This is a genomic window from Paraburkholderia caledonica NBRC 102488 (genome assembly GCF_000685095.1).
In the GTDB taxonomy this organism is placed as follows: Bacteria; Pseudomonadota; Gammaproteobacteria; order Burkholderiales; family Burkholderiaceae; genus Paraburkholderia; species Paraburkholderia caledonica.
Genome location: NZ_BAYE01000002.1, coordinates 639,264 through 660,898, shown reverse-complemented (window position 1 = coordinate 660,898; position 21,635 = coordinate 639,264). Strand labels below are relative to the sequence as shown.

At 61.9% G+C, this 21,635-nt stretch carries 23 protein-coding genes; 16 read left to right on the top strand and 7 right to left on the bottom strand.

Annotation, left to right across the window (positions count from 1 at the left end):
• The first annotated feature begins 88 nt into the window (after window positions 1-88).
• Window positions 89-406: a helix-turn-helix domain-containing protein gene (locus BCA01S_RS06885; protein WP_020066662.1), complete on the top strand. Its 318-nt coding sequence runs from the start codon at window positions 89-91 to the stop codon at window positions 404-406.
• Here the strand turns inward: BCA01S_RS06885 and BCA01S_RS06880 are convergent.
• Window positions 390-1,094 carry a helix-turn-helix transcriptional regulator gene (locus tag BCA01S_RS06880; RefSeq protein WP_027776298.1) on the bottom strand — a complete coding sequence of 235 codons (705 nt, stop codon included), beginning with the start codon at window positions 1,092-1,094 and terminating at the stop codon, window positions 390-392. The two genes, BCA01S_RS06885 and BCA01S_RS06880, sit on opposite strands and share 17 nt — an antisense overlap.
• A 551-nt stretch (window positions 1,095-1,645) precedes the next feature.
• On the opposite strand from BCA01S_RS06880, the gene BCA01S_RS06875 reads away from it, so the two are divergent.
• The 6 genes from BCA01S_RS06875 to BCA01S_RS06850 all read left to right on the top strand — a co-directional run bounded on the left by BCA01S_RS06875 (window position 1,646) and on the right by BCA01S_RS06850 (window position 7,952).
• Entirely contained in the window at window positions 1,646-2,584 is a 939-nt protein-coding gene (locus BCA01S_RS06875; RefSeq protein WP_027776297.1) for a dihydrodipicolinate synthase family protein, read from the top strand.
• Between the two features lie 20 nt (window positions 2,585-2,604).
• Entirely contained in the window at window positions 2,605-3,549 is a 945-nt protein-coding gene (locus BCA01S_RS06870; protein ID WP_027776296.1) for an SMP-30/gluconolactonase/LRE family protein, read from the top strand.
• Window positions 3,550-3,817: 268 nt separating this feature from the next.
• Entirely contained in the window at window positions 3,818-4,987 is a 1,170-nt protein-coding gene (locus BCA01S_RS06865; protein ID WP_027776295.1) for an ABC transporter substrate-binding protein, read from the top strand.
• A gap of 75 nt (window positions 4,988-5,062) precedes the next feature.
• Window positions 5,063-6,142 (top strand): ABC transporter ATP-binding protein, encoded by a 1,080-nt coding sequence (locus tag BCA01S_RS06860; RefSeq protein WP_027776294.1) that lies wholly within the window; start codon window positions 5,063-5,065, stop codon window positions 6,140-6,142.
• A complete protein-coding gene (locus BCA01S_RS06855) occupies window positions 6,139-7,026 on the top strand; it encodes an ABC transporter permease (protein ID WP_027776293.1) in 888 nt (295 codons plus the stop codon). Before BCA01S_RS06860 ends, BCA01S_RS06855 begins: the two co-directional genes overlap by 4 nt.
• Window positions 7,026-7,952, top strand: coding sequence for an ABC transporter permease (locus tag BCA01S_RS06850; protein ID WP_027776292.1), 927 nt, complete (start codon window positions 7,026-7,028; stop codon window positions 7,950-7,952). The genes BCA01S_RS06855 and BCA01S_RS06850 overlap by 1 nt, the downstream gene beginning before the upstream one ends.
• A gap of 30 nt (window positions 7,953-7,982) precedes the next feature.
• On the opposite strand, the gene BCA01S_RS06845 is transcribed toward BCA01S_RS06850, so the two are convergent.
• Entirely contained in the window at window positions 7,983-8,588 is a 606-nt protein-coding gene (locus tag BCA01S_RS06845; protein WP_027776291.1) for a short chain dehydrogenase, read from the bottom strand.
• A 211-nt stretch (window positions 8,589-8,799) separates the two neighbouring features.
• Window positions 8,800-9,252 carry a DUF3005 domain-containing protein gene (locus tag BCA01S_RS06840; RefSeq protein ID WP_027776290.1) on the bottom strand — a complete coding sequence of 151 codons (453 nt, stop codon included), beginning with the start codon at window positions 9,250-9,252 and terminating at the stop codon, window positions 8,800-8,802.
• 255 nt (window positions 9,253-9,507) lie between these two features.
• On the opposite strand from BCA01S_RS06840, the gene BCA01S_RS06835 reads away from it, so the two are divergent.
• From BCA01S_RS06835 to BCA01S_RS06825, 3 genes are all read left to right on the top strand, one after another.
• Window positions 9,508-9,741: a hypothetical protein gene (locus tag BCA01S_RS06835; protein WP_027776289.1), complete on the top strand. Its 234-nt coding sequence runs from the start codon at window positions 9,508-9,510 to the stop codon at window positions 9,739-9,741.
• Window positions 9,742-9,852: 111 nt separating this feature from the next.
• Window positions 9,853-10,779 (top strand): serine O-acetyltransferase EpsC, encoded by a 927-nt coding sequence (epsC, locus tag BCA01S_RS06830; RefSeq protein WP_027776288.1) that lies wholly within the window; start codon window positions 9,853-9,855, stop codon window positions 10,777-10,779.
• On the top strand, window positions 10,779-11,627 hold the full coding sequence (locus BCA01S_RS06825; RefSeq protein WP_027776287.1) for an AraC family transcriptional regulator: 849 nt from the start codon (window positions 10,779-10,781) through the stop codon (window positions 11,625-11,627). The genes epsC and BCA01S_RS06825 overlap by 1 nt, the downstream gene beginning before the upstream one ends.
• A 35-nt stretch (window positions 11,628-11,662) precedes the next feature.
• On the opposite strand, the gene BCA01S_RS06820 is transcribed toward BCA01S_RS06825, so the two are convergent.
• The 3 genes from BCA01S_RS06820 to BCA01S_RS06810 form a co-directional block, all read right to left on the bottom strand.
• On the bottom strand, window positions 11,663-12,172 hold the full coding sequence (locus tag BCA01S_RS06820; protein ID WP_027776286.1) for a metal-dependent hydrolase: 510 nt from the start codon (window positions 12,170-12,172) through the stop codon (window positions 11,663-11,665).
• Between the two features lie 166 nt (window positions 12,173-12,338).
• The gene (locus BCA01S_RS34635; RefSeq protein ID WP_042318059.1) at window positions 12,339-12,803 is read right to left on the bottom strand and encodes a hypothetical protein; all 465 of its coding nucleotides are present in this window, start codon (window positions 12,801-12,803) and stop codon (window positions 12,339-12,341) included.
• 210 nt (window positions 12,804-13,013) lie between these two features.
• Window positions 13,014-14,165, bottom strand: coding sequence for a porin (locus BCA01S_RS06810; protein ID WP_020066647.1), 1,152 nt, complete (start codon window positions 14,163-14,165; stop codon window positions 13,014-13,016).
• Window positions 14,166-14,801: 636 nt separating this feature from the next.
• Here BCA01S_RS06810 and BCA01S_RS06800 point away from each other — a divergent pair.
• Window positions 14,802-15,362 carry a hypothetical protein gene (locus BCA01S_RS06800; protein WP_027776284.1) on the top strand — a complete coding sequence of 187 codons (561 nt, stop codon included), beginning with the start codon at window positions 14,802-14,804 and terminating at the stop codon, window positions 15,360-15,362.
• 179 nt (window positions 15,363-15,541) lie between these two features.
• Window positions 15,542-17,503 (top strand): PhoX family protein, encoded by a 1,962-nt coding sequence (locus BCA01S_RS06795; protein ID WP_027776283.1) that lies wholly within the window; start codon window positions 15,542-15,544, stop codon window positions 17,501-17,503.
• Window positions 17,504-17,539: 36 nt separating this feature from the next.
• On the opposite strand, the gene BCA01S_RS06790 is transcribed toward BCA01S_RS06795, so the two are convergent.
• Entirely contained in the window at window positions 17,540-17,998 is a 459-nt protein-coding gene (locus BCA01S_RS06790; protein WP_027776282.1) for a hypothetical protein, read from the bottom strand.
• Window positions 17,999-18,277: 279 nt separating this feature from the next.
• Here BCA01S_RS06790 and BCA01S_RS06785 point away from each other — a divergent pair, with 279 nt between their 5' ends.
• From BCA01S_RS06785 to BCA01S_RS06770, 4 genes are read left to right on the top strand one after another with little or no spacing between them, the layout of a single operon-like run.
• The gene (locus tag BCA01S_RS06785) at window positions 18,278-18,979 is read left to right on the top strand and encodes a CDP-alcohol phosphatidyltransferase family protein (RefSeq protein WP_027776281.1); all 702 of its coding nucleotides are present in this window, start codon (window positions 18,278-18,280) and stop codon (window positions 18,977-18,979) included.
• Window positions 18,976-19,809, top strand: a complete 834-nt coding sequence (locus tag BCA01S_RS06780) for a HalD/BesD family halogenase (RefSeq protein ID WP_027776280.1) — start codon at window positions 18,976-18,978, stop codon at window positions 19,807-19,809. Before BCA01S_RS06785 ends, BCA01S_RS06780 begins: the two co-directional genes overlap by 4 nt.
• Entirely contained in the window at window positions 19,806-20,825 is a 1,020-nt protein-coding gene (locus BCA01S_RS06775; RefSeq protein WP_020066641.1) for a flippase-like domain-containing protein, read from the top strand. Before BCA01S_RS06780 ends, BCA01S_RS06775 begins: the two co-directional genes overlap by 4 nt.
• Before the next feature lie 27 nt (window positions 20,826-20,852).
• A complete protein-coding gene (locus tag BCA01S_RS06770) occupies window positions 20,853-21,617 on the top strand; it encodes a phosphocholine cytidylyltransferase family protein (protein ID WP_020066640.1) in 765 nt (254 codons plus the stop codon).
• Window positions 21,618-21,635 lie beyond the last annotated feature (18 nt).

Sequence of the window (21,635 nt, the reverse complement as noted above, 5' to 3'; positions counted from 1 at the left end):
CTACCTATCTACCTGGATAGGTGTGCATGCTTATCGGATATCGGAGAATTTGAGACAGCAAACAGCACTCAACCGACGGGACACAAAAATGGAACATCTCGACAATCACTGGCAACCGCAAACCGGTCTACAAACGCGTTCGGCGGAGCCGTCCACAGCGGTAGATCGAGTGTTGATCATTGCGTACCGCAAAAAGAAGAAAGAAAGCCAGCGCCGTTTCTGGGCTCGCTTCGGCGTCACTCAGTCGCGCGGCAGCCGCTTCGAGTCCGGTGCGGAAATCCCCGCGCCCGTCTCGATCCTGCTGGGCCTGTACTTCACGAAAACCGTTTCCGACGCCGACCTCGGTCGGGCCGAGCGGGTGCTTCACAGCCGCGACGCAGCGGCATTGCTCAACCCGGGTCAATAAGCCCCAGTTGTGTCGCAATCACGGCTGCCGCGCGCCGCGAATTCACGCCGAGTTTGGTCCTGATGTTCTTCATGTGGAAGTTCACCACGGCTTCCGAACAGTTCAGGATATGGGAAATTTCCCACGTGGATTTGCCGCGCGCGGTCCATTGAGGGCACTCGCGTTCGCGCGGTGTCAGCTTGGGCAACAAGCTTTGCGTGTGCGCATGCAAATGGCGCTGACTGGTATCGATTACCAGGTCGCGCAATAGCACGAGATTCGGCAATACCACGTCGATATGACGCCAGAAGGTGTCCGTCGGATTGGCGTCGTTCACGAAGCACATCATGCCGGCCTCCTGATTCGGGCCGTGAATCGGCAGTGTCACTCCGGCGCGCAATCCGTGGGCGCGCGCTTCTTCGTACATGGACTGCTGCGGCGCGGTCGTGAAGATTTCCGGCGACCACACCAGCGGCGAGGAGCGTGTCGCGCAATGAGCGACCGTTGGGTCTATATGAACCAGGCCCTGCTCGTCGTAGGTGCGACGCCACGCCGGTGCATAGGTGCTGCGAATGTAAGCGTCTTCGAGCCGAATGGTCGGGCGCGGAAGCATTGCGATCAGAAGCCGGTCGAATCCCCAGCTCTCCGCGAGACCAGCCACCGCGCCGAACCATTCCGCTTCGTCGGCGGCCTCCAGTAGCGGTGCCATCTGCTCGATAAAATGTAGCGCCAATTTCCACTCTCTCAGACTCGCAAATAGCTGTGGTTATTTGCGCAGGTTTTTATGTGCGACTGCTTTAGTGCGGACAATTTATCACTAAAAAATGTTTTGCAACCTGGAGCCGTCCGCTCTATACGCGGCCTTTAACTCACGCTTAACGGAACGCGAATAAACCTGCACGCGCATTTGCCCTACGTAGATTCGCGTGTACCGCGAATTTCGCTGCAATCCCCGAGCAGCAGGGTGTTGAGCTTATGCCGGTCCATTCCTTTCATATCGCATTTCGCGGTGCCAAATAACCGGGCAAAACCACTCTATTCGCCATGCCACGTCTTTACTTGGCCCGGCGGATTCTGCCGCGTAAATCACCGTTTCGAACTATGCAGCTCATTCCTTCTATTGTCATACGAAAGCGTGGTGAAGCGTCTTAACATTTTGCCGCACGCGACGGTCTGTCGAATCGTCGCAGTCAAAGTTGTTTGACAACTTTTCGGGGCAGGTGCTACCGTAGACGCTACGACTTTTCAGGTGTCCGCCTTATGAACGAATCTCCGTTTGACGACCGCGAACTTGCAGCCTCGGTCATGGCCGTGCCGCCGCTGGCACGCCGCGCAGACCTGGCGCTCGACGCCGATCAGAATGCCACGCTGATCCGCCATATCGAGGCAGGCGGCGTGCGCACACTGCTCTATGGCGGCAACGCGAACCTCTATCACACAGCCGTGAGCGAATATCGCGATCTGCTCGACCTGCTGGCCGATGCGGCGAGCGCCGACACGCGCGTGATCCCCGCCATCGGACCGGACTACGGAAAGATGCTCGACCAGGCGCGCATCCTCGCGCAGACCCGCTATCGCACGGCAATGGTGTTGCCGCTCGTCGGCTTTACGACGTCGGAGGGCGTCGAAGCAGGCCTGACGCGGATCGTCGACGCGGCGGGCATCCCGCTCACGCTGTACATCAAAAGCGAAGACTATGTGGAGGTGGAGACGCTCGCGCGCCTCGTCGAGCGGGGCACGCTGCTCGCCGTGAAGTATGCGATCGTCCGCCAGAATCCCGCCGACGATCCCTACCTGCGCCGCCTGCTGCAACATGTGCCGGCGGGCAAGATCGTGTCAGGCATGGGCGAGCGGCCGGCGCTCGTGCATCTGCGCGAGTTCGGCCTCGCGGCATGGACAACCGGCTCGGGCTGTATCGCGCCTCACATGGTGACGGCCCTGCTGCACGCAGTGAAAACCGGCGACAGCGACGCCGCACAACGCCTTTACGACGCATTCCTGCCGCTCGAAACCTTGCGCGACGACATCTCGCTGATCCGCGTGCTGCACGACGCGGTGACGTTCTCGAAGATCGCCGACATGGGGCCGATCCTGCCGCTGCTCAGTTCGACGCCGCCCGAACATCATGCGAAGATCGCCGGCGCGGCGCATACGTTGCTCGCGCTCGAAAGAGAGCACGCGCGCGTCCGACCCGATTGATCCAATCAGACAGAGGCAGCATGACCGACCACAGCCGACGCTATCCCGACCCTTCCGTGCGCGTGCTCGATCCGCGCTTCAAGTCGCTGACCCTTGCGTCAGCGTCCGTCGAGTGTCTGTATCAAGGCGCGCGCTGGTCGGAAGGGCCGGTCTGGTTCGGCGACGGCCGCTATCTGCTGTGGAGCGATATCCCTAACGACCGCATTTTGCGTTGGGACGAGGCGAGCGGCACGGTCAGCACGTTCCGTCAGTCGTCGAACAATGCCAACGGCCATACGCGCGACCGGCAAGGCCGCCTCGTGAGTTGCGAACATCTGACGCGCCGGGTTACCCGCACCGAATACGACGGCTCGATTACCGTGCTCGCCGATCGCTATCGCGACAAGCGTTTCAATTCGCCGAACGACGTCGTCGTCAAATCCGACGGTTCGATATGGTTCAGCGATCCGACGTTCGGCATAGACGGCTTCTACGAAGGCGAGCGGCAGGAGTCGGAACTGCCCGCCTGCGTGTACCGCATCGACGCCCAGTCGGGCGAGGTGAGCGTAGTCGCCGACGACATTCTCGGACCGAATGGCCTTGCATTTTCGCCGGACGAGTCCGTGCTCTATATCGTCGAGTCGCGAGGCGATCCGCGCAAGATTCGCGCTTTCGACGTAGACGTCGACGGAAGCGGCGCGGCGCTGTCGAACAACCGCGTGCTGATCGACGCGGGCCCCGGCACGCCGGACGGCTTTCGCGTGGACGTCCACGGGAATCTATGGTGCGGCTGGGGTATGGGCACAGACGAACTCGACGGTGTGCGCGTCTTTACACCACAAGGCGAGCCGATCGGCCATATTGCGTTGCCCGAGCGCTGCGCGAACGTGTGCTTCGGCGGACGTCATCGGAACCGGCTTTTCATGGCGGCGAGCCACGGCCTGTACTCGCTCTATGTGAACACGCAAGGTGTACGCGGCGGCTGATCGCGTGCTTCGCCTGCGAGCGGCCCGCGATAGTTGCCTGACAAACCCTTTTTGCGCGGTCGGTGGCTCGGGGTTTGCCCTCCTATACAAACGCGGCAAATCATTGAGACCAAAGGCCTTCGGGCGAAAATGCACAGAATGTCGGGGAAAACGCGAGCATTAGTATTTGCTTGACATCGGATGTGGCGCTTCGCTATGTTGCAGTGGTTGAACAAGACGCCCGGCGCAGTCGTCCGGCGGACTTCATACCAAGAAGCGAGGAGACGCAATGACTGTTCCGCACAGGTTGTCGCTCAGGCTGGTGTCGGTATGTCTCGCGGCGAGCGCCGCGTTCGGATCGGCTGCTCACGCGGCTGATCCAGTCACACTTAATATCGTCGACGTCGCCGGCGATCTCCAACTCACGCGCGCCGGCTTCGAGGCGTTCAAAGCTAAGTACCCGAACCTCGTTGCGAATATCACCTACACGAACGCGCCCGCCCCGCAATTGCCCGGCAAGATCAAGGCTATGCAGGGCGCGGGCCGCTCGGACATAGACCTGGTACTGACTGGCACCGACGCCCTGGCAGCCGGCATCGAACAGAACCTGTGGACCAAGCTGCTGCCCGACAACGCGGCGCAATTTCCCGGCGTACTCGACAAATACGCGCCCGGCCCGCGCAAGATGCAGGAGTTGGCGCAAGGTTATGGTCTCGAGGTCGCGTATATGCCGGCCGGGCCGCTGCTCGAATACAACCCCGCCAAGGTCAGCGATCCGCCGAAAACGCCCGAGCAACTGCTGCAATGGTGCAAGGCGCATCCGGACAAGCTGATCTACGCGCGGCCCGCGAACTCGGGACCGGGCCGCACGTTCCTGATGGGCTTGCCCTATGTGCTCGGCGACAAGAATCCGCAAGACCCCATCAACGGCTGGGACAAGACTTGGGCGTTCCTCAAACAGCTGAACGAATGCATTCCTTACTATCCGGGCGGCACGTCCGCTGTGATGAAGGAGCTGGGCGAAGGCACGCGCGACATGACCGTGACGGTAACGGGCTGGGACATCAACCCGCGCGCGCTCGGCATCGTGCCCGCCGATTTCCGCGTGCAGGCGTTCGACAACATGACGTGGGTGAACGACGCGCACTACATGGTCGTGCCCAAGGGCGTACCGAAAGAAAAGCTGGACGTGCTCTATAAGCTGATGAACTTCATGCTCGAGCCTGCGCAGCAAGCCATGACTTACGACGACGGTTACTTTTATCCGGGTCCGGCGATCAAGGGCGTCACTGTCGAGCAGGCCCCCGCGCATAGCCAGGAAGTCCTGAAGAAGTACGGGCGGCCCGAGTACGCGAAGCTGCTGGCGGAACGCCCGCACGTGTTGCCGCTCAATGCGGCTGCGATGGTGGCCGCCTTCAGGAAATGGGACACGGAAGTCGGCGCTCAAAAGACGAAATAACCGAGGCCGGATAGCCGCGTCCACTCGTGCGAGTGCGATTCGCGCGTGACGCGTCACGCGCATCAGGGAACCGCCATGAAGCATCACTTCGAACAGTTGCGGCTCGACTCGGTGAGCCGCAGTTTCACGAATGCGGAAGGCCAGTCGATCGCTGCGCTGCAGGGGCTCGATCTGAACATCCGGCGCGGCGAATTCATCGCGTTGCTCGGGCCTTCGGGCTGCGGCAAGTCGACGGCGCTGAACTGCATCGCGGGTCTGCAGCCGCTGAGCGGCGGCGGCATCTGGCTCGACGACAAGCGCATCGATGTATTGCCGCCGGAAAAACGCGGCTTCGGGATGGTGTTCCAGAACTACGCGCTGTTTCCGCACATGAGCGTGCTCGACAACGTCGGCTTCGGCCTGAAGATGCGCGGCGTTGGCAAAAGCGAAATCATGCGGCGCGCGCGCGAGGCATTGCAACTCGTGCAACTGGTCGGCCACGAGCGCAAGCTGCCCGGGCAACTGTCGGGCGGTCAGCAACAGCGCGTGGCGATTGCGCGGGCCATTGTCATCGAGCCGCCGCTGATCCTGATGGACGAGCCGCTGTCGAATCTCGACACCAAATTGCGCATCGAGATGCGCGCCGAAATCCGCCGCATTCATAGCCAACTCGAACGCGCGACGCTGTACGTCACGCACGATCAGGACGAAGCGCTTTCGATGGCCGACCGCATCGTCGTGATGCGAGAAGGCGTCGTGCAGCAGGTCGCCACGCCCAAAGAGGTCTATACGCGCCCGCAGAATCTGCATGTCGCGCGTTTCATGGGCTATCGCAACGTCGCTGAGTTCACGCTCGAAGGCATGCAAGGCGAAGGCGTCGCGGTGAGCGCAAACGGTGTCCGTCTGATCGGCACGCCGATGGCGGGCTTCAACGGCAAGCGTGTCAGCGTGGCGCTTCGCCCGGAGGACATGGAGCGCACGGCGCCCGGAACCGAGAATGCGTTCGACGCGTTAGTGACCGTCGTCGAATACGGCGGAAATAGTTCACTGCTGCGTGTGAAGACCGCGTTCGGCGATTTGTGGGCACGCGTCGCGGGCGAGTTCGTCGAAGGACAACATATCAGCTTGCGTGTGCCGCCTTCGCGCACGCTGGTCTATGACGGAGAGGCGGCATGAGCACGCCCATGCCGTCGGCGCCTGTCGCGCCCGCCGCGCAGCGCGATAGCAAGGCGTGGCTCGTCACGCCGGCGTTACTCGTCATCGTCGCGCTGTTTATCTATCCGTTCGCATACGGTCTCGCGCTGTCGTTCCGGCCGATGAACGGCGGCAGCGCATGGGCCAACTATCTGACCTTCTTCACCGACACGTCGATGTGGCCCACCATCATCGTCACGCTGAAGCTGGCCGTGCCGGCCACGCTGATCAATGTCGGCGTGTCGGTGCCCGTCGCATTCGCGTTGCGCCGGCATTCGCGGTATCAAAAGTTCGTGACCACGTTACTGGTGATTCCTGTCACGCTCGGCACGGTGCTGATCGCCGACGGCATGCTCACTTACTTCGGACCCAACGGCTGGTTTCCGCAGGCGCTGCACGGCATGCATCTCTATTCGAGCGAAGTGCGGCTCACGCATAACTTCTGGGGCGTACTGATCTCGCTGATCGTGTCCGGATTTCCTTTCGCGTTTCTGTTGACGCTGTCGTATGTGACCGGCATCGACCCGACGCTCGCGAGCGCCGCCGCGACGCTCGGCGCGAGTCCGTGGGAGCAGTTTCGCCGCATCTATTTGCCGCTGCTGGTTCCCGGTTTGACGATGGCCGCCTGCCTCTCGTTCGTGCAGGCGTTTTCGGTGTTTCCATCGGCAGTGCTGCTTGGCGCACCCGCGGGGCCGACTCGCGTGATGTCGATTGCGGCAGCGGAAGCGGCGTTCGAAAGTTATGACTATTCGCTCGCGTCCGCGATTGCGATGGTGATGGGCTTCGTGCAATTGGTGGTAGTGGCCGCGATGCTAGGCGCGCGCCGCTTCTTTTACAGCGGCCCTGCAACCGGAGGCAAAGGCTGATGACGACCGAGCGTGGCGGCGCGCCGGCTTCGTGGTCCGCGTCCGAATCGAAACAGCAGGGCGACGACGCACGCGAGCCGAGGCGCGTAAAGCAGCGTGCGAGCGTGCCGGGTCACGTATGGCGCGTGGTCGTGTGGGGCGCGATGGTGTTTTTCCTTGCCAACGTCGTGCTGCTGATCGCGACGGTAGCGGTCAATTCGATCGCGACGCGCTGGTTCGGCACTTTGCTTCCGCAGGGCTTCACGCTGCATTGGTATGCGCAGGCGTGGAGCGATTTCCAGCTGGCGAGTGTGTTGTGGGTGACCGTCGAAGTAGTCGGTGCGGTCGTGCTGCTGTCGGTGCTGCTCGGCGTGCCGGCGGCATATGCGCTTGCGCGCGTGCAGTTTCGCGGCAAGCGCATTGCGATGCTGATCTTCCTTTTGCCGTTGATGGTGCCGCCCGTCACATACGGCATTCCGATGGCGACCGCGATGTACAAGATCGGTCTGGCCGGCACGCTGAGCGGCGTGATACTTGCGAATCTCGTGCCCGCGCTGCCGTTCGTGATTCTCGTGATGACGCCGTTCATCGAACAGATCGATCCGAATCTCGAAGCGGCAGCGCGTATTTTCGGCGCGAACACGTTCCGCTATTTCCGCTACGTGCTGCTGCCGCTGCTCGTGCCCGGCATGCTGGCCGCGGCGCTTCTGGTGCTGGTGCGCACCATCGGTATGTTCGAACTCACGTTCTTCACGGCGGGGCCCGGGACGCAAACGCTCGTGGTCGCCCTGTACTACGCGGTGTTCTCAACCGGCGTGCGCGCGCCGCAATCCATCGACGCCATGGCGATGATCTACATGGCGATCACGCTAGTCTGGGTGTTGATTGCGCTGCAGTTCGTGAGCCCCACCCAGATCGTCTCGCGCGTGAAGGAACAGAAGCATTGAGCGGCGTAACGCGATTCGCAAGTTGCGCGCTCAGTAGCCCACGCGATAGACGCGGCCCGTCTGCGCGCCTTCCACGCTGCGTAGGTACGCTTGTGCGGCGCGTTGCGCGCTGACCGGTTCGAAGCCGCGAAAGTACGGCCCATACGCGCCCATCGATTCGGTCAGCACTGTCGGACTCACGACGTTGATGCGGATACCGCGCGGCAGTTCGATCGCCGCGCCGCGCACGAAACCTTCGAGCGCGAGATTGACGGTCGTCGCATTCGCGCCCTCGCGAATCGGCTCATCTCCCACGATGCCGCTCGTCAGCGTGAATGAGCCGCCGTCGTTCACGTAGTTCTGCGCCGCCAGCACGACATTGATCTGTCCCATGAGCTTGTCGCGCAGGCCGACCCAGAACTGTTCGATGCTCATTTGCTGGAGCGGGCCGAAATGCAGTTTGCCCGTTGTGGTGACGACGCCATCCACCTTGCCGAGTTCGCGGAAGAGCCGCTCGACGCTCGCCGGATCGGTGCTGTCCGCTTGATACTGGCCGCGCGTCGCGCCTACTTCGATAACTTCATGGCGAGCCTTCAGCTCTGCAGTAACTGCCTGGCCTAGCGTGCCCGTGGCGCCAATCACGACGATCTTTTTCATCTACCGCTCCGTTGAGTTTGATGTGCAACGATTGTGCGCCGCGTCAGGTCGTACAAAAAGCCGCGACGGGGAGGAGGTCTTCGAACCGTCGGTTTCTAATCCACACAAGGCGATAAAAAACGCGCATCGTTATTTAAACAATGCGCGCATTGATATCCGCCTACAAATAGGCCTCTTCGCCCAGATTCAAACGCGAGTGCAAATCGGCAGATTATTTCACCTGCTGTATTTCGATCACCCGTGTGGGTCGCAAATGATTAAGGGCGTAATGAATGCGGCCGCGTTCATGGCGGTTTTCGCCTGGGCGCGAATAGTCGAACAGGTCATCGGTCGAATGGAGCCCCTGCGGCTCGAACATGCCTTTGTCGATCACCATATAGCCCGGCTCGAGCGCGAGCAGCAGATGATTGCCCCCCACGCGGCTGTCGAACCCGGCCATGCCGTCGAGCGCTTCCGGCACGCTGTTGGCGAGCGTCGCGTTGCTGGTCGTGATTTCGTCGACTGCTATCGGACTCTGGCCCGCAATGCGCGCGGCTTCGTGGTTCTTGCCGTCGGTGTCGACCGTGCTGTCGTGTGTGCGGTCATTGTGCGATTCGGCGGTACGCGGGCCGTTCTGGACAGTGGGCTTGCCGGCGTCTGCTGCTTTGTCGATATGGGTGTTCATATGCATTCTCCTTTCAAGAAGTTGGGTTCAGAACTGCAAGGTCCGTTCCCTCACCAAGGCGATTGCGTGCGCGCGTCTTTCGTTTTTTTTAATGAACGCGCATTTTCTACAGAGTATGATCATACTCCGGCGAGCGGGGCGTGTTCTTCAACAGCGCTTAATCGGGTTCTCGCGAGATTCGCTGTTTATCAAAACCGGTGCAACGAGCGCGGGCTTACTCAAAACATTCTACGGGGCCGTCAGGGCGGGTGACACATGCACTTCGATGCTGCATTCACACATCGCGGCTATTTGTTAAATTGCGCACCGGCGCGCGCCGGCGACGGCAGTTGGCAACCTTACGTCGTCATCTCGCGGTCGAGCGACGGTGAACTCGTCGCCAACCGTTTTTTCCCGACGGACCTGTGCTTTCGCGACGAGGCCGCCGCAATTGCGCATGCGCGCGACTGGGCGGTGCGCTGGATCGACGCGAGCAGCCTGACCATCTGAGCGCACGTCCGCCTTTGCCTTGCGCGCAACGCTGCGCGAGCCGCGGCAAAACGCGGTAATCTCTCGGGACAATCACTCGATACCGTGCTCCTCGCACGGCGCTGTCCTTCTATGCCTAACGTGCCTACCCACAACTGGGGCCTTGAACAGATCGTCGCGGACCTGCGTGCGTCGCGCGAAGAGTTGCATCGTACGCGGCATCCGCTCGGCATTCGCGAACTGCCGTCGCGCGAAGCGGTGGTCAACATCGTCGCTGGCCTGCGCGCAGCGCTATTTCCCACGCACTACGGCGCGCCGGATCTTACTGACGAAACCGTCGACTACTACGTCGGACACACGCTCGAAAGCACGCTGCGTTTGCTCGCGGAGCAGATCCGCCGCGCGCTGCGGTTTCTGCCGGAACACGCGCAAACGCCCGAGACGGAACTGCGAGCGCGTGCCTTCGAGGTTGCGCGCCAGTTCGGCACGCAGTTGCCGGGCATTCGCGCGCTGCTCGTCAGCGACATTCAGGCGGCGTTCACGGGCGACCCGGCCGCGCAGCACATCACCGAAATTCTGCTCTGCTATCCCGGCGTATGGGCGATGACGCATCACCGCCTCGCGCATGCGCTGCATCGTCTCGGCGTGCCGTTGCTCGCGCGCTTCATCAACGAGATCGCGCACTCGGCGACCGGCATCGACATTCACCCTGGCGCGACGATTGGCCCGAGCTTTTTCATCGACCACGGCACGGGCGTCGTGATCGGTGAAACGGCGATCATCGGTGAACACGTGCGCGTTTATCAGGCGGTGACACTGGGCGCGAAGAGCTTCGCGGCGGATATCGACGGCGCGCTGATCAAGGGCAATGCGCGGCATCCAATCGTCGAAGACGACGTGGTGATCTACGCCGGCGCGACGATCCTCGGACGAGTAACGATTGGGCGCGGCTCGGTGATCGGCGGCAATGTGTGGCTCACGCATAGCGTGCCGCCGGGCAGCAGCGTGTCGCAAGGCAAGGTCCGCGAAGGAGAGCGGGGCGAAGAAGGGCGGCGTTGATGCGCGGGCGCGACGCGTCGCGTGGCCGTGTCCACATGCCTCGTTGCACGATTGCAGGCGTCGAGGCGACGGTGGCGCAAACCGCGCATGCGTTTCCGCGCCATTCGCACGACCGCTTTGGGGTCGGCGTGATAGTCAGTGGCGGACATAAATCGGCGAGCGGACGCGGCCCCGTCGAAGCGCGCGCCAACGACGCGATCATGGTGAATCCCGGCGAAGTGCACGACGGCAGTCCGCTCGATGAACGCGGCCGCGCGTGGCGCATGCTCTATTTTGAGCCGTCGATGCTGGTGAGCGCGGCGGCCGAATTGAGCGGCGCGGCGGCGCGCGAGATAGAACTCACGCAGCCCGTGGTGCACGACCCGCTGCTCAAACATCTTTTTGAACGATTATTCGCGGCGGCGATAGAGGCGCCGGGCGCACCCGACGCGTTGGCGCGGGAACAGGCGTTGCTCGAACTGCTTGCTCATCTGCTTGACGCTCACGCAACCACGCAGGCGAGCGATGAAACGCATGCTTTATCGTTGCGTCGCGCGGGGCCCATTGCGCGCGCGAAAGCGCGCATCGACGACGATCCGTCAGCGCCGCTCACACTCGCCGATCTCGCCGGCGAAGCCGGCATGAGCCGCTTCCAGTTGCTGCGAGCGTTTGCGCATGAAATCGGCTTGCCGCCGCACGCATACCGGATGCAGCGGCGCGTGGTGCTGGCGCGGCAATGGATAGCGCGCGGTGTGTCGCTCGCCGACGCGGCTGCCGCTGCGGGCTTTGCCGATCAGAGTCACATGACGCGCGCCTTTGTGCGCCTGCTCGGCGTCACGCCCGCGAACTACGCTGCTGCGATGCGTTGACGCAAACTCACGCTGCGCCCACACGAGCGCGAGATTCACAAGCGCAGATGCTGCCAAAGATCTAATCCGGGCAGTCCGACATGCCGGCCGACAAACCAGGCCGCCGCCCATGAAGCCGCGACTACGATCAGGTCGCAATGTCCGCTATTCCATAGATTCAGCGAATGCCGTCCGGCGATCCACGGCACGCCGAGCGGATTGGGCCAGTCGGCGAGCAGATGCATCAGGCCGCCGCATGCAAAGCCGAACGCGGCCGCCGCATAAATCGAATGCCCGAGTCCACGGTAGGAAACGGCGAGCAGCGCGATCCAGCCAATGCCCCAATGCGTCAACGTGCGATGCGCGATCCACAGCCGGCGTGCGCGCGACCACCACGCGACTTCGAGCCAGTCCGGCGCGGTGCTTCCCGCTACGCCCGCGATAAAGCTCATTAGTACGCCGATATAAAACGCACCGTCGTGGCCGCCGCCGATGCGCGCCGCGACCGCCGCGGCAATGACGCCCGCCGCGAAACCGGTTGCGTGATGTGCTTTGCTGGATGCCATCGGAATTCACGACGCAGCGCGCCGCGTGAAGAAGAGGGGCGGCTATGGTCGCAGATAGACGCGCAGAAAAATAGCCGGGGCGTCGATAGAAACGTGTCGCGACATCGCGTGTCACGCATTAAACAAAGGCGCAATCAACGCGAATCACGCGCGCCGGCTGCAATAATCAGGTCGCACAACGTGCGATATTGAAGCGCATTTCCGGTTCCGGTGGATCGTCGGGCGCGTTGGCCGGATGCATGACCTTGATCACGGAGCCCGCGTTCGACGGCGTCAACGTGACGAAATATGAATTGTTCGAATCTGAGCCGACCGCGATCTCGGTCGCGCTGCCCACGCGCGACAGGCGAACTCTCGACAAGCGGCTTTCCAGGCAACTGGCAATGTACGCGGGAGCACGTTGCGACGACACGTAGATCATGGGCTGCGACGCGTCGCGTGCGGAAGGCCCGTTGGAGGAACCGCAAGCCGCGAGAGTGGCGATCGCCACGGCGGCGGGAGCAAGCAGAAAAATTCGTTTCATGGTGAGGTCGTCGGCGTCCCCGGACATTTGCGGGAATCTTGTGCGGGCGAAGCATAGCGCGGTCAATGCAATGCGATGCTTCGCGACAAAGCCGCCTTTCACTTGCATTGGGCGCTCGCTGAAACCACTCGCAGCGAACACGTTTGATTGCGAAGAGAAATGCGGACGCCCGAGTATACCGAGCACGCGCTCGCGCCGTCACTTTCGTTACAAGCTGAAACGTCGCGCCCCAAAAAAACCCGCGACGTGATCGTGTCACGGGCGGGTTCGGAAGCAGCGCGAATCGGTAGGCTCGCGCTGCAAGCACTGCGTGGAGAGTTAGAAGCGGTGACGCAGGCCGACAGCGGCGGCAACCTGGTTGCCCGTCGACGACGGCGCGAGCGTATTGATCGCCGCTACGTTCGAACCAAAGTTGCCGAGTTCGCCCGATGCATGCTGATACACGCCTTCGACGTAGACGTCGGTACGCTTGCTGAGCGAGTAATCGCCTTGCAGCGAGACCGTATGCCACTTCGGATCGCCCGAGCCGTTGGAGCCCGACACTTTGCCGTCCGTGAACGTGTACGAAGCCGCGAGGCTCATTGCCGGCGTCAGCGCGTAGCGGCCGTTCACTTCGTAGTTGTCCATGTGCAGGTTGGTGCCGGCAATGCCTGGGAGCGTTGCACCGCCGACGTCGATGCCGGTGATGCCGTCCAGTTGCGTATGCGTGTACACGAAGCCTGCAGTTGCCGGACCGTATGTGTAGTTGATGCCCGCACCATACGTGCGCTGCAGGTTAGCCGCGATCTGCGCAGTGCCGTCGCCTTGCGAAACGGCGCCGCCCAGATTCGAGCTGCCCGACTTGTTCAATTGCAGATAAGCCGCCGCGACGCTCAGCGGACCATTGTCATACGAAGCGCCCGCGCTCCATGCGCGATTGTTCGAGAACTGGCCGGCCGAATTGCTGAAGCCGTACAGGCCGCCGAATTTCAGGCCCGCATAATTCGCGCTCGTGTACTTGACCGCGTTCTTGATCGAGAACGAGTTGTCCAGGTTGTCGTTGTCGAACGGGTGGGCCGCGAGATTATTGCCGTAGCCTGCGCCCGCTTCCGACAGCGGCGCGAGATAGTCGACCACCGAATCGTATTGACGGCCGAGCGTGAGCGTGCCGTACTGGTCGCTCTTCAAGCCGACGAATGCCTGGCGATTGAAGAGCGTGTTGCCTTCGGAAAACTGGCCGTTGTTCAGATTGAAGCCGCTCTCCAACGTGAAGATGGCGTGCAGACCGCCGCCCAGGTCTTCGCTGCCGCGCAAGCCGAAGTAGGTGTTCGACACCGAACCGCTACCTTGCTGCCAGTTGCTGTGGCCGCCCTGGTTGTTCGAATACACGAGGCCGGCGTCGAGTGTGCCGTACAACGTGACGCTGCTTTGTGCGTGTGCGTTGAGCGCGAATGCGCCCATGAGACCTGCTGCGATGAGGGTTCTTTTCATTTCATGACTCCAGGACAGTGCATCGAGAATCGCATTCGGGGTGGGGCCGTGGATTGCGCTGATTGCGTCGGCCACGTGCCGATCCGCTGCGAAGTGTATTCCCGCTATTCGCTTATCCAATTGCGCAAACGGCGCAACACTCATTTCCAGAATCCGTAATGAAGATATACAAATGACGTAAGTGCGCAAAAATAAAGGAAATTAACAATGCGCGCGAATAGGGTGCCGCATTCCCTCTCATTCCATTGTTGTTGGCGCGCGACGGCTTTCAAAGTGCATTGCTGTCAGAACTCTTGCTGAAGCTGTCGACGTAAGGCCGAATTGCCGGCATTTCACGCAATAAAGTCTTCTTCGTCGGAAGTTCCATTCCACTCGCTGTCATTTCTGATATCTGCATTGCCTTCCATTAAAGACCAACGTTTTATCGATTTTATGCGCGGTAAGACGCAAATTTTTGCGCTATTTTTATAACGGGATTATTAGTTCCATTCAAATGGCGAAATGCAGTATTTCGACCAGCGAAACGACCGCCAGGACTTGTCCGTTCGTCAGAGCGTGGCGGTCGGCGCGCCGGAGGCGGGTAGAATTGCATGCTCGATATGTGTTTCAAGTCCAGCGATAGTGAGTGAACCTGTAATGACCGACCCAACCCTTCCCTCGTCCGACCAAGCTGCTGATCCCACGACGGAAGGCGCGTCCGCACCCGATACCACGCAGATCGAAGGCGAGCCCGAAACGCTGCACGAAGCGCGTCTTTGGCGCGACGACGGCTGGACCGCTCGCGTCATCAAGAATGAAGACGACGAAGGCTGGGCCGTCGAAATGATCAAGGACGGCGAGGCCGAGCCCGCGCTTGTCGGCCCATGGACAATGGGTCGCAACAAGAAAGACCCGAAGCCGCTCGACACGGGCGCGTTCAACACGCTGGTGAAAACCGCGTCTGAAGTGTTGCGCCGTCATGAACAGCAACTGCGCGCGCAACTTCACAAGGAAGTACGCGTGTCGAGCGCGGACGGCAACAACGAACTCGACATCACGCTGGACATCGTGCCGGATGAAGACGAACCCTACGCGCTGCTGACAGCGCTCGACACATTCGGCGAGCAACTCGCGCAAGTGCAGGTTGCACCTAATTTCAAGCTCAGCAAGGCGAGCGCTTCTGCGTGGGTCGAGAATGACTTCCGGCGTCCCGGCTAACACCAGCTCTTAAAGTTGGTTGTTGCCGGAGTGGATATTACCAACGGCTGTCAATATACTTTCACATTCGCTTCATAGAATCCTCGCGTCATAGCGGCGCGAGCGCGAACCATGCGGTCTGAATCCGAGTCGTGCGGCTGTGAGTTATCCACGCCACCCACAACCAGGATTACGACAACATGGCTGAGCCGTTCGACCCTTCCCGCCGCAAGGCCCTGAAACTGTTCTCCGGCGTGCCGATGTTGCCGATGTTCCCATTGGGCGGTCTCGCCACGGCTTCCATGCTGAGCGGGTGCGGCGGCAGCGACGACCTCGCGACGCCAGCCAGGCCGGTCGCCAATTTCGTGTCGGCGGCTTTCAGCGCAATGGCGGCGCCGACGCTGGCAGATCCCGCCGCAATGGCGAAAACCACGGTGGGCTCATCGCTGACCGTACAGTTGAGCGACGGCAGCAGCCGCACGTTCAAGCTCTCATACCAGCCGTTCTTCATTACCGGCGACATGGTGCCGAACATCAAGGGCGGGACGATTCTTGCCGGCGGCTACGTGGACATCAACAATCAGCCGATCATCGACAAATCGGTTGTGGGCAAGGAGCGTCAGTTCTACTCCGATTGCCCGGACGGCAGTTCGCTGATCCGTCTCGACAATCCGGCCGTGAAGGGAATCAAAGGCAACGCCGTGTTCGCAGTCGTGCAGTTCGAGTACGCGACGCGCGACCAGAGCCTCGTGTCGATGTACGGACAGTTGCCGTCGCCGATCGCCGTGCTGACGCTCGATCAGGACCCGGCCACCGGCAAGCTCACGCTCGTCGGCTATCACAACGTCGATACGTCGAAAGTGCATGGTTTGTGGATTACCTGCGGCGCGAGCCTGTCGCCGTGGAATACGCATTTGTCGAGCGAAGAGTACGAGCCGGACGCTGCGACCATCTCCTCCAATAGCCAGTTCAAGGGCTTCAGCCGCAACCTGTTCGGCAGCGAGACGACGGCGAATCCGTATCACTATGGCCATTTGCCCGAGGTCACCGTCAACCCGGACGGCACCGGCACGATCAAAAAGCACTATTGCCTTGGCCGCATTTCGCACGAACTGGTTCAGGTGATGCCGGACAAGCGCACCGTGCTGATGGGCGACGACGCCACCAACGGCGGGCTCTTCATGTTCGTTGCCGACCGCGAAGCCGACCTGTCGGCGGGCACGCTCTATGTCGCGAAGTGGACGCAGGTGTCGTCGAGCGGCGCAGGCGCGGCAACGCTTTCGTGGATCAACCTGGGCCATGCAACCAGCGACGAAATCGAGTCGCTCGCAAACACGCTGACCGCGGCCGACATCATGGACGTCAAGACCGCCGATCCGCTTGACACGTCTTACACGAAGATCAATTTCAACGGCACGTTCAACTGGATCCGCGTGAAGCCGGGCATGACCAAAGCCGCGACGTTCCTCGAGACGCATCGTTACGCGGCGCTCGTCGGAGGCAGCATGGGCTTCACGAAACTCGAAGGCACGACTGTCAATATCAAGGACAAGGTGCTGTATTCGGCGATGTCGCGTGTCGAGAAATCGATGGTGCGGGGCAATGCCGCGTCGACGGACGTGGCGGTCGACAAAGCCATCAGCGCCGGCGCGGTCTACGCGCTCAATATGAAAGGCGGCCAGACCGACCGCAGCGGCGGCGCGATCAATAGCAACTGGGTGCCGGTCGATATGGCGGCGCCTGCGGCGCTCGTCGGCGAAGACCTGGCAACCGCCGACGCGCTCGGCAACACGGCGAACGCCGACCGTATCGCGAACCCGGACAACCTCAAGTTTTCGGAGAAGCTGCGAACGCTCTTCATCGGCGAAGACAGCAGCATGCACGTGAACAACTTCCTGTGGGCGTACAACGTCGACACGAAGACGCTCTCGCGCGTGCTGTCGTGTCCGGCGGGCGCGGAGTCGACGGGCCTGCACGCCGTCGACGAAATCAACGGCTGGACCTACGTGATGAGCAATTTCCAGCACGTGGGCGATTGGGAAAGCCCGTTGCACGACAAGGTCAAGGCCGCGCTCGATCCGCTCGTGCGGGCCAACTATAAAGACCGCTTCGGCGCGACGGTCGGCTATCTGACGGCCGATCCGACGTCGATCAAGTTGTAATTTCGCGGGAGGCGGCGCGGACAGTGAAGCGCCGCCTCAACTCCGCTTGCAGAAGATCGCCGTGATGAGCGGCGCTACGCGGTGCACGATTGCCGTGCCGCCGGTCGCCGTCACGGCGGCCCGTACCTTCGATTCGCTTCCGAACACGACCACGCCGTATGCCGAGCGTGCCACCGGCTCGCCCTCTCCAACGCGGAACATGGGATCGTCCTTCTCATACCCGACCACCGCGAAAATGTGAAATCCGAACGCGGTCAGGTCCGCGCCTTGCGCGGGAGAAAATGCGTTGATCGAGTTGCTTTCGACGCGGGTCGGCTTCGGGTCGATCAATTGATTCCCGGCAAGATCGGCGATGAATTGATGACCGCTTTCATTGCAGGCAAGCGGCGCGTCAAGCGCGGTCGCACGAGCGGCGAGCGGCAGCGCGAGAGCGGCGGCAACGAGTGCGGCTGTGCAGAAGACGCGCGAAGCGGCAGATGGGAAAAAGCGTTTCATAGCGTGAAAGGCGGCGAATTCGAGTACTGCGATGTGGTGCGCTGTAGTGCGTGCACAACGGGTCGCACGGATAAAAACAAATCCCGCGCAAATCGCGAAGACTGTCTGACATCGAGGCTATTCGCGGAGGCAGGCGCAACGGGATTCGCACTTTATCGCGATTCGGCAAATCCTGCTTCATATATGGGCAGTCGGCAAACCGTTCGCGAGTCCGATCAGGCACGAAGAAACGAACGGGAAGAAAGCAATCTTTCTCGATCCCGTATATATTTCCGGGTTATGAATTCGCGACCCCAGACTCCAATTAACGTTCCGCCGCCCCGAACCTGGGACGCGCGGCTAGCCCGTCGGCTCGTGACACCGCTTGTTAATACGCGTGTCGTGCCCAACCATCTGACCACGCTGCGTCTGCTGATCGGCGTCGCAGGCGCGCTGTGCCTCGCGCACGGCGGTTTCGCATGGTCCAATGCCGGCGCGGTTCTGATCGTCCTGTCCAACTTCGTCGACCATACCGATGGCGAGCTTGCACGCATCAGCGGCAAGTCGAGCCGGATCGGTCATTTTTACGACCTCGCTTGCGATGCGCTTGTCACCGTCATGCTGTTTATCGGCATGGGTATGGGCGTGAGCGCGTCGAATATCGGCGGGCTGACGGTTGCGCCAGGCTGGCTCGGCGCGATCGCCGGCATTGCCGTAGCGCTGATTTTCTTCCTGCGCATGCGCATCGAGGAAATGGCCGGCAAGGCGGGCACGAAGCAGGCCGCCGTGGGCGGCTTCGAAACAGAAGACGTGTTGTATCTGCTGCCCATCGTCACGCTAACGAGCGTCGTGATGCCGTTCGTCGTGGCCGCCTCGATCGGCGCACCGCTCTTCGCCGTATGGGTGATGATCGATTACTGGCGCGTCTCGCGCCGTACCGCGCAGCCGGCCGTAGCTGGCGCGGGTGCTTCTGAAACCCATCAAGTATTGGCCGGCAAATGAGTACACACGCCGAAGACGACGTGGCCGCATCGATTCACACAGAACATGCCGTGCCCGCAATGCAGACAGCGCCCGCCGCGCCGGACGCCGACCGTGCGGTCGCGAGCCGCACGCGCACGTTCGACAATCCGCGCTTGCGCAAGGACTTCGCCGAGCAGGGCGCATTTCTCTATCTGGAAGATTTCCTCGCGCCGGAAGTCACCGCGCAACTGGTGCATAGCGCGCGTGCGCTGCTCGACGAGGTTAACCGCAACTATTTGCCGGGTCACAAGCAGGGCGGCAGCGTGAGCCGTCATACGATCGACCGTCTTGCGCCGTTCATCGCCGAACTGTATCGCTCGAAGGAACTGATCGGCTGGCTCGAACAGCTGAGCGGCGACAAGCTGCAAGTGTCGCCGGCGGACGATCCGCACGCGTACGCGCTGTATTACTACACGCGGCCAGGCGATCACATTGGCTGGCACTACGACACTTCGTATTACGACGGCCGCCGTTACACGCTGCTGCTTGGCGTAATCGACGAATCGTCCTGCCGTCTCGACTATGAATTGCACACGCGCAATCCGGACGTGCCGGATCAGCCGGGCTCGGTGCAGATTCCGCCAGGCGGCCTCGTGTTTTTCGACGGCGACAAGCTGCGTCATCGCATCACGCCGGCCGGCCCGAACGAGATGCGCGTGTCGCTCACTTTTGAATACGTCACCGATCCGAACATGCGTCCGTGGCGTCGTCTCATCTCCAACATGAAAGACGCCATTGCGTATTTCGGCTTCCGCCAGGTGTTTCGTCAAATGACTCAGGCGAAACCCCGCGACAAGGACCGCGCATGAGTCGCGCGGCCCTGATTCTGCTGTCGATCGGGACGGCGCTGTTTGTCGGCCTGCTCGCGTGGCAGGGTTTCGGTTCGGTAGTGTCGACGCTGCTCGCCGCCGGTTGGGGGCTCGCGCTCGTCGCCGCGTTTCATGTGGTGCCGCTCGCGCTCGACGCCGGCGCGATCTCGGTGCTGTTGCCGCGCGGCCGGGACGGCGGGCGTCACCATCTGTCGGTGCGCGACGCGCTGTTCGCGCGCTGGATCGGCGAATCTGTGAACAGTCTGCTGCCGGCCGGCCAGATCGGCGGGCCGGTGGTGATGGTGCGGCAGCTGTCGCAGCGCGGCATGCCGATGCGCGACGCGGCTGCGGCCATCACCGTGAGCACGACCGCCCAGGCACTCGCACAAATCATTTTCGCGCTCTTCGGGCTGCTGATGTTCGGCGCCTACGCGGCACATGGGGCGCTGCACGACCTGCAAACTGCCACGCTCATTGCAACGGCGGTGCTTGGCGGCATGATCGTCGGCTTTTACTATGCGCAACGGCGCGGGCTGTTCGGCCGGCTGCTCGGCGTGGCGTCGAAACTGTTCGGCAAACGCGACTGGTCCGGGCTGATGACACGCGCCGAAGCCGTCGACGCCGCCGTGCAGGCCATGTACCGCGAGCGGGCCCGCGTGGCCGCGAGCTTTGCGCTGAGCCTTGCTGGCTGGATCGTCGGCACCGTAGAAGTCTGGCTTGCGCTGCGTTTTCTCGGCCATCCGGTCGACTGGGTCGACGCGCTGCTGCTCGAAAGCGTCGGCCAGGCGATTCGTGGCGCGGCCTTCATGATTCCCGGCTCGCTCGGCGTGCAGGAAGGCGGCTACTTGCTGCTTGCGCCGCTGGTGGGTCTGCCGCCCGACGCGGCGCTCGCGTTGTCGCTGACCAAGCGCGCGCGCGAAATCCTGCTAGGCTTGCCGGGTCTGCTGGTCTTGCACTTCAGCGAACGAAGCTGGCAAAGGCGGCGCGCCCTTGGGCGCGTTCCCGCTGTCGATTAAACTCCGTATCTTTTCAAAGGACCGCGCATGCGTGCCATCATCCTCGCTGCGGGCCTCGGCCTGCGTCTCCAGCAACCGCCGGAAGCCCAGTTCCCGAAGTGCCTGTTGCAGTTCGACGGTATGAGCCTGCTCGAACGGCATCTGCAGATGCTCGAAACCGCCGGCGTAACAGAAGTCGTGCTGGCGCTCGGTTTTCAGCCCGAGTCGGTGCAGGCGGAACTGGCGCGCATCAACTGGCCGCACGAAGTTGAAACGGTGCTGAACACGCGTTACGACCTGGGCAGCGTGTTGACGGTGCACACGGTGGCCGAGGCGCTGACGCGCGGCGGCGACGTGCTGCTGATGGACGCCGACGTGCTGTACGACGAGCGCATCCTGAGCGCGCTCGTCGCAGGCGAGACGGTCAACCGTCTGCTGATCGACCGCGATTTCGAAGCCGGCGACGAGCCCGTGAAGCTATGCCTGAAAGACGGCGTGCCGGTCGAGTTGCGCAAGCAGCTGGCTGTCAATCTCGAGTACGACACCATCGGCGAATCGGTCGGCTTTTTCCGCTTCCGTCAGGAAACGGCAGAGCGCTTTGCGCAGATCGTGGCGGGCTATATCGATAGCGGCCGGGCGAATCTGCCGCACGAAGAAGCCGTGCGCGACCTGCTGCTGGAGCGCAGCCAGGTGTTCGATACCGCCGACGTCACCGGCGCGCCGTGGATCGAAATCGACTTCCCGAACGACGTCGCCCGTGCGACCACGGAGATCCTGCCGCAGTTGCAGCCGCTCGTCAGCGCGTCGCGTTGATATCCGCTTGACCGCGAG

What these genes read in the sequence shown, in the direction of transcription:
- BCA01S_RS06885 (WP_020066662.1), top strand. Translation starts at nt 89, where the DNA reads ATGGAACATCTCGACAATCACTGGCAACCGCAAACCGGTCTACAAACG.
- BCA01S_RS06880 (WP_027776298.1), bottom strand. Translation starts at nt 1,094, where the DNA reads ATGGCACCGCTACTGGAGGCCGCCGACGAAGCGGAATGGTTCGGCGCG.
- BCA01S_RS06875 (WP_027776297.1), top strand. Translation starts at nt 1,646, where the DNA reads ATGAACGAATCTCCGTTTGACGACCGCGAACTTGCAGCCTCGGTCATG.
- BCA01S_RS06870 (WP_027776296.1), top strand. Translation starts at nt 2,605, where the DNA reads ATGACCGACCACAGCCGACGCTATCCCGACCCTTCCGTGCGCGTGCTC.
- BCA01S_RS06865 (WP_027776295.1), top strand. Translation starts at nt 3,818, where the DNA reads ATGACTGTTCCGCACAGGTTGTCGCTCAGGCTGGTGTCGGTATGTCTC.
- BCA01S_RS06860 (WP_027776294.1), top strand. Translation starts at nt 5,063, where the DNA reads ATGAAGCATCACTTCGAACAGTTGCGGCTCGACTCGGTGAGCCGCAGT.
- BCA01S_RS06855 (WP_027776293.1), top strand. Translation starts at nt 6,139, where the DNA reads ATGAGCACGCCCATGCCGTCGGCGCCTGTCGCGCCCGCCGCGCAGCGC.
- BCA01S_RS06850 (WP_027776292.1), top strand. Translation starts at nt 7,026, where the DNA reads ATGACGACCGAGCGTGGCGGCGCGCCGGCTTCGTGGTCCGCGTCCGAA.
- BCA01S_RS06845 (WP_027776291.1), bottom strand. Translation starts at nt 8,588, where the DNA reads ATGAAAAAGATCGTCGTGATTGGCGCCACGGGCACGCTAGGCCAGGCA.
- BCA01S_RS06840 (WP_027776290.1), bottom strand. Translation starts at nt 9,252, where the DNA reads ATGAACACCCATATCGACAAAGCAGCAGACGCCGGCAAGCCCACTGTC.
- BCA01S_RS06835 (WP_027776289.1), top strand. Translation starts at nt 9,508, where the DNA reads ATGCACTTCGATGCTGCATTCACACATCGCGGCTATTTGTTAAATTGC.
- epsC (WP_027776288.1), top strand. Translation starts at nt 9,853, where the DNA reads ATGCCTAACGTGCCTACCCACAACTGGGGCCTTGAACAGATCGTCGCG.
- BCA01S_RS06825 (WP_027776287.1), top strand. Translation starts at nt 10,779, where the DNA reads ATGCGCGGGCGCGACGCGTCGCGTGGCCGTGTCCACATGCCTCGTTGC.
- BCA01S_RS06820 (WP_027776286.1), bottom strand. Translation starts at nt 12,172, where the DNA reads ATGGCATCCAGCAAAGCACATCACGCAACCGGTTTCGCGGCGGGCGTC.
- BCA01S_RS34635 (WP_042318059.1), bottom strand. Translation starts at nt 12,803, where the DNA reads ATGCAAGTGAAAGGCGGCTTTGTCGCGAAGCATCGCATTGCATTGACC.
- BCA01S_RS06810 (WP_020066647.1), bottom strand. Translation starts at nt 14,165, where the DNA reads ATGAAAAGAACCCTCATCGCAGCAGGTCTCATGGGCGCATTCGCGCTC.
- BCA01S_RS06800 (WP_027776284.1), top strand. Translation starts at nt 14,802, where the DNA reads ATGACCGACCCAACCCTTCCCTCGTCCGACCAAGCTGCTGATCCCACG.
- BCA01S_RS06795 (WP_027776283.1), top strand. Translation starts at nt 15,542, where the DNA reads ATGGCTGAGCCGTTCGACCCTTCCCGCCGCAAGGCCCTGAAACTGTTC.
- BCA01S_RS06790 (WP_027776282.1), bottom strand. Translation starts at nt 17,998, where the DNA reads ATGAAACGCTTTTTCCCATCTGCCGCTTCGCGCGTCTTCTGCACAGCC.
- BCA01S_RS06785 (WP_027776281.1), top strand. Translation starts at nt 18,278, where the DNA reads ATGAATTCGCGACCCCAGACTCCAATTAACGTTCCGCCGCCCCGAACC.
- BCA01S_RS06780 (WP_027776280.1), top strand. Translation starts at nt 18,976, where the DNA reads ATGAGTACACACGCCGAAGACGACGTGGCCGCATCGATTCACACAGAA.
- BCA01S_RS06775 (WP_020066641.1), top strand. Translation starts at nt 19,806, where the DNA reads ATGAGTCGCGCGGCCCTGATTCTGCTGTCGATCGGGACGGCGCTGTTT.
- BCA01S_RS06770 (WP_020066640.1), top strand. Translation starts at nt 20,853, where the DNA reads ATGCGTGCCATCATCCTCGCTGCGGGCCTCGGCCTGCGTCTCCAGCAA.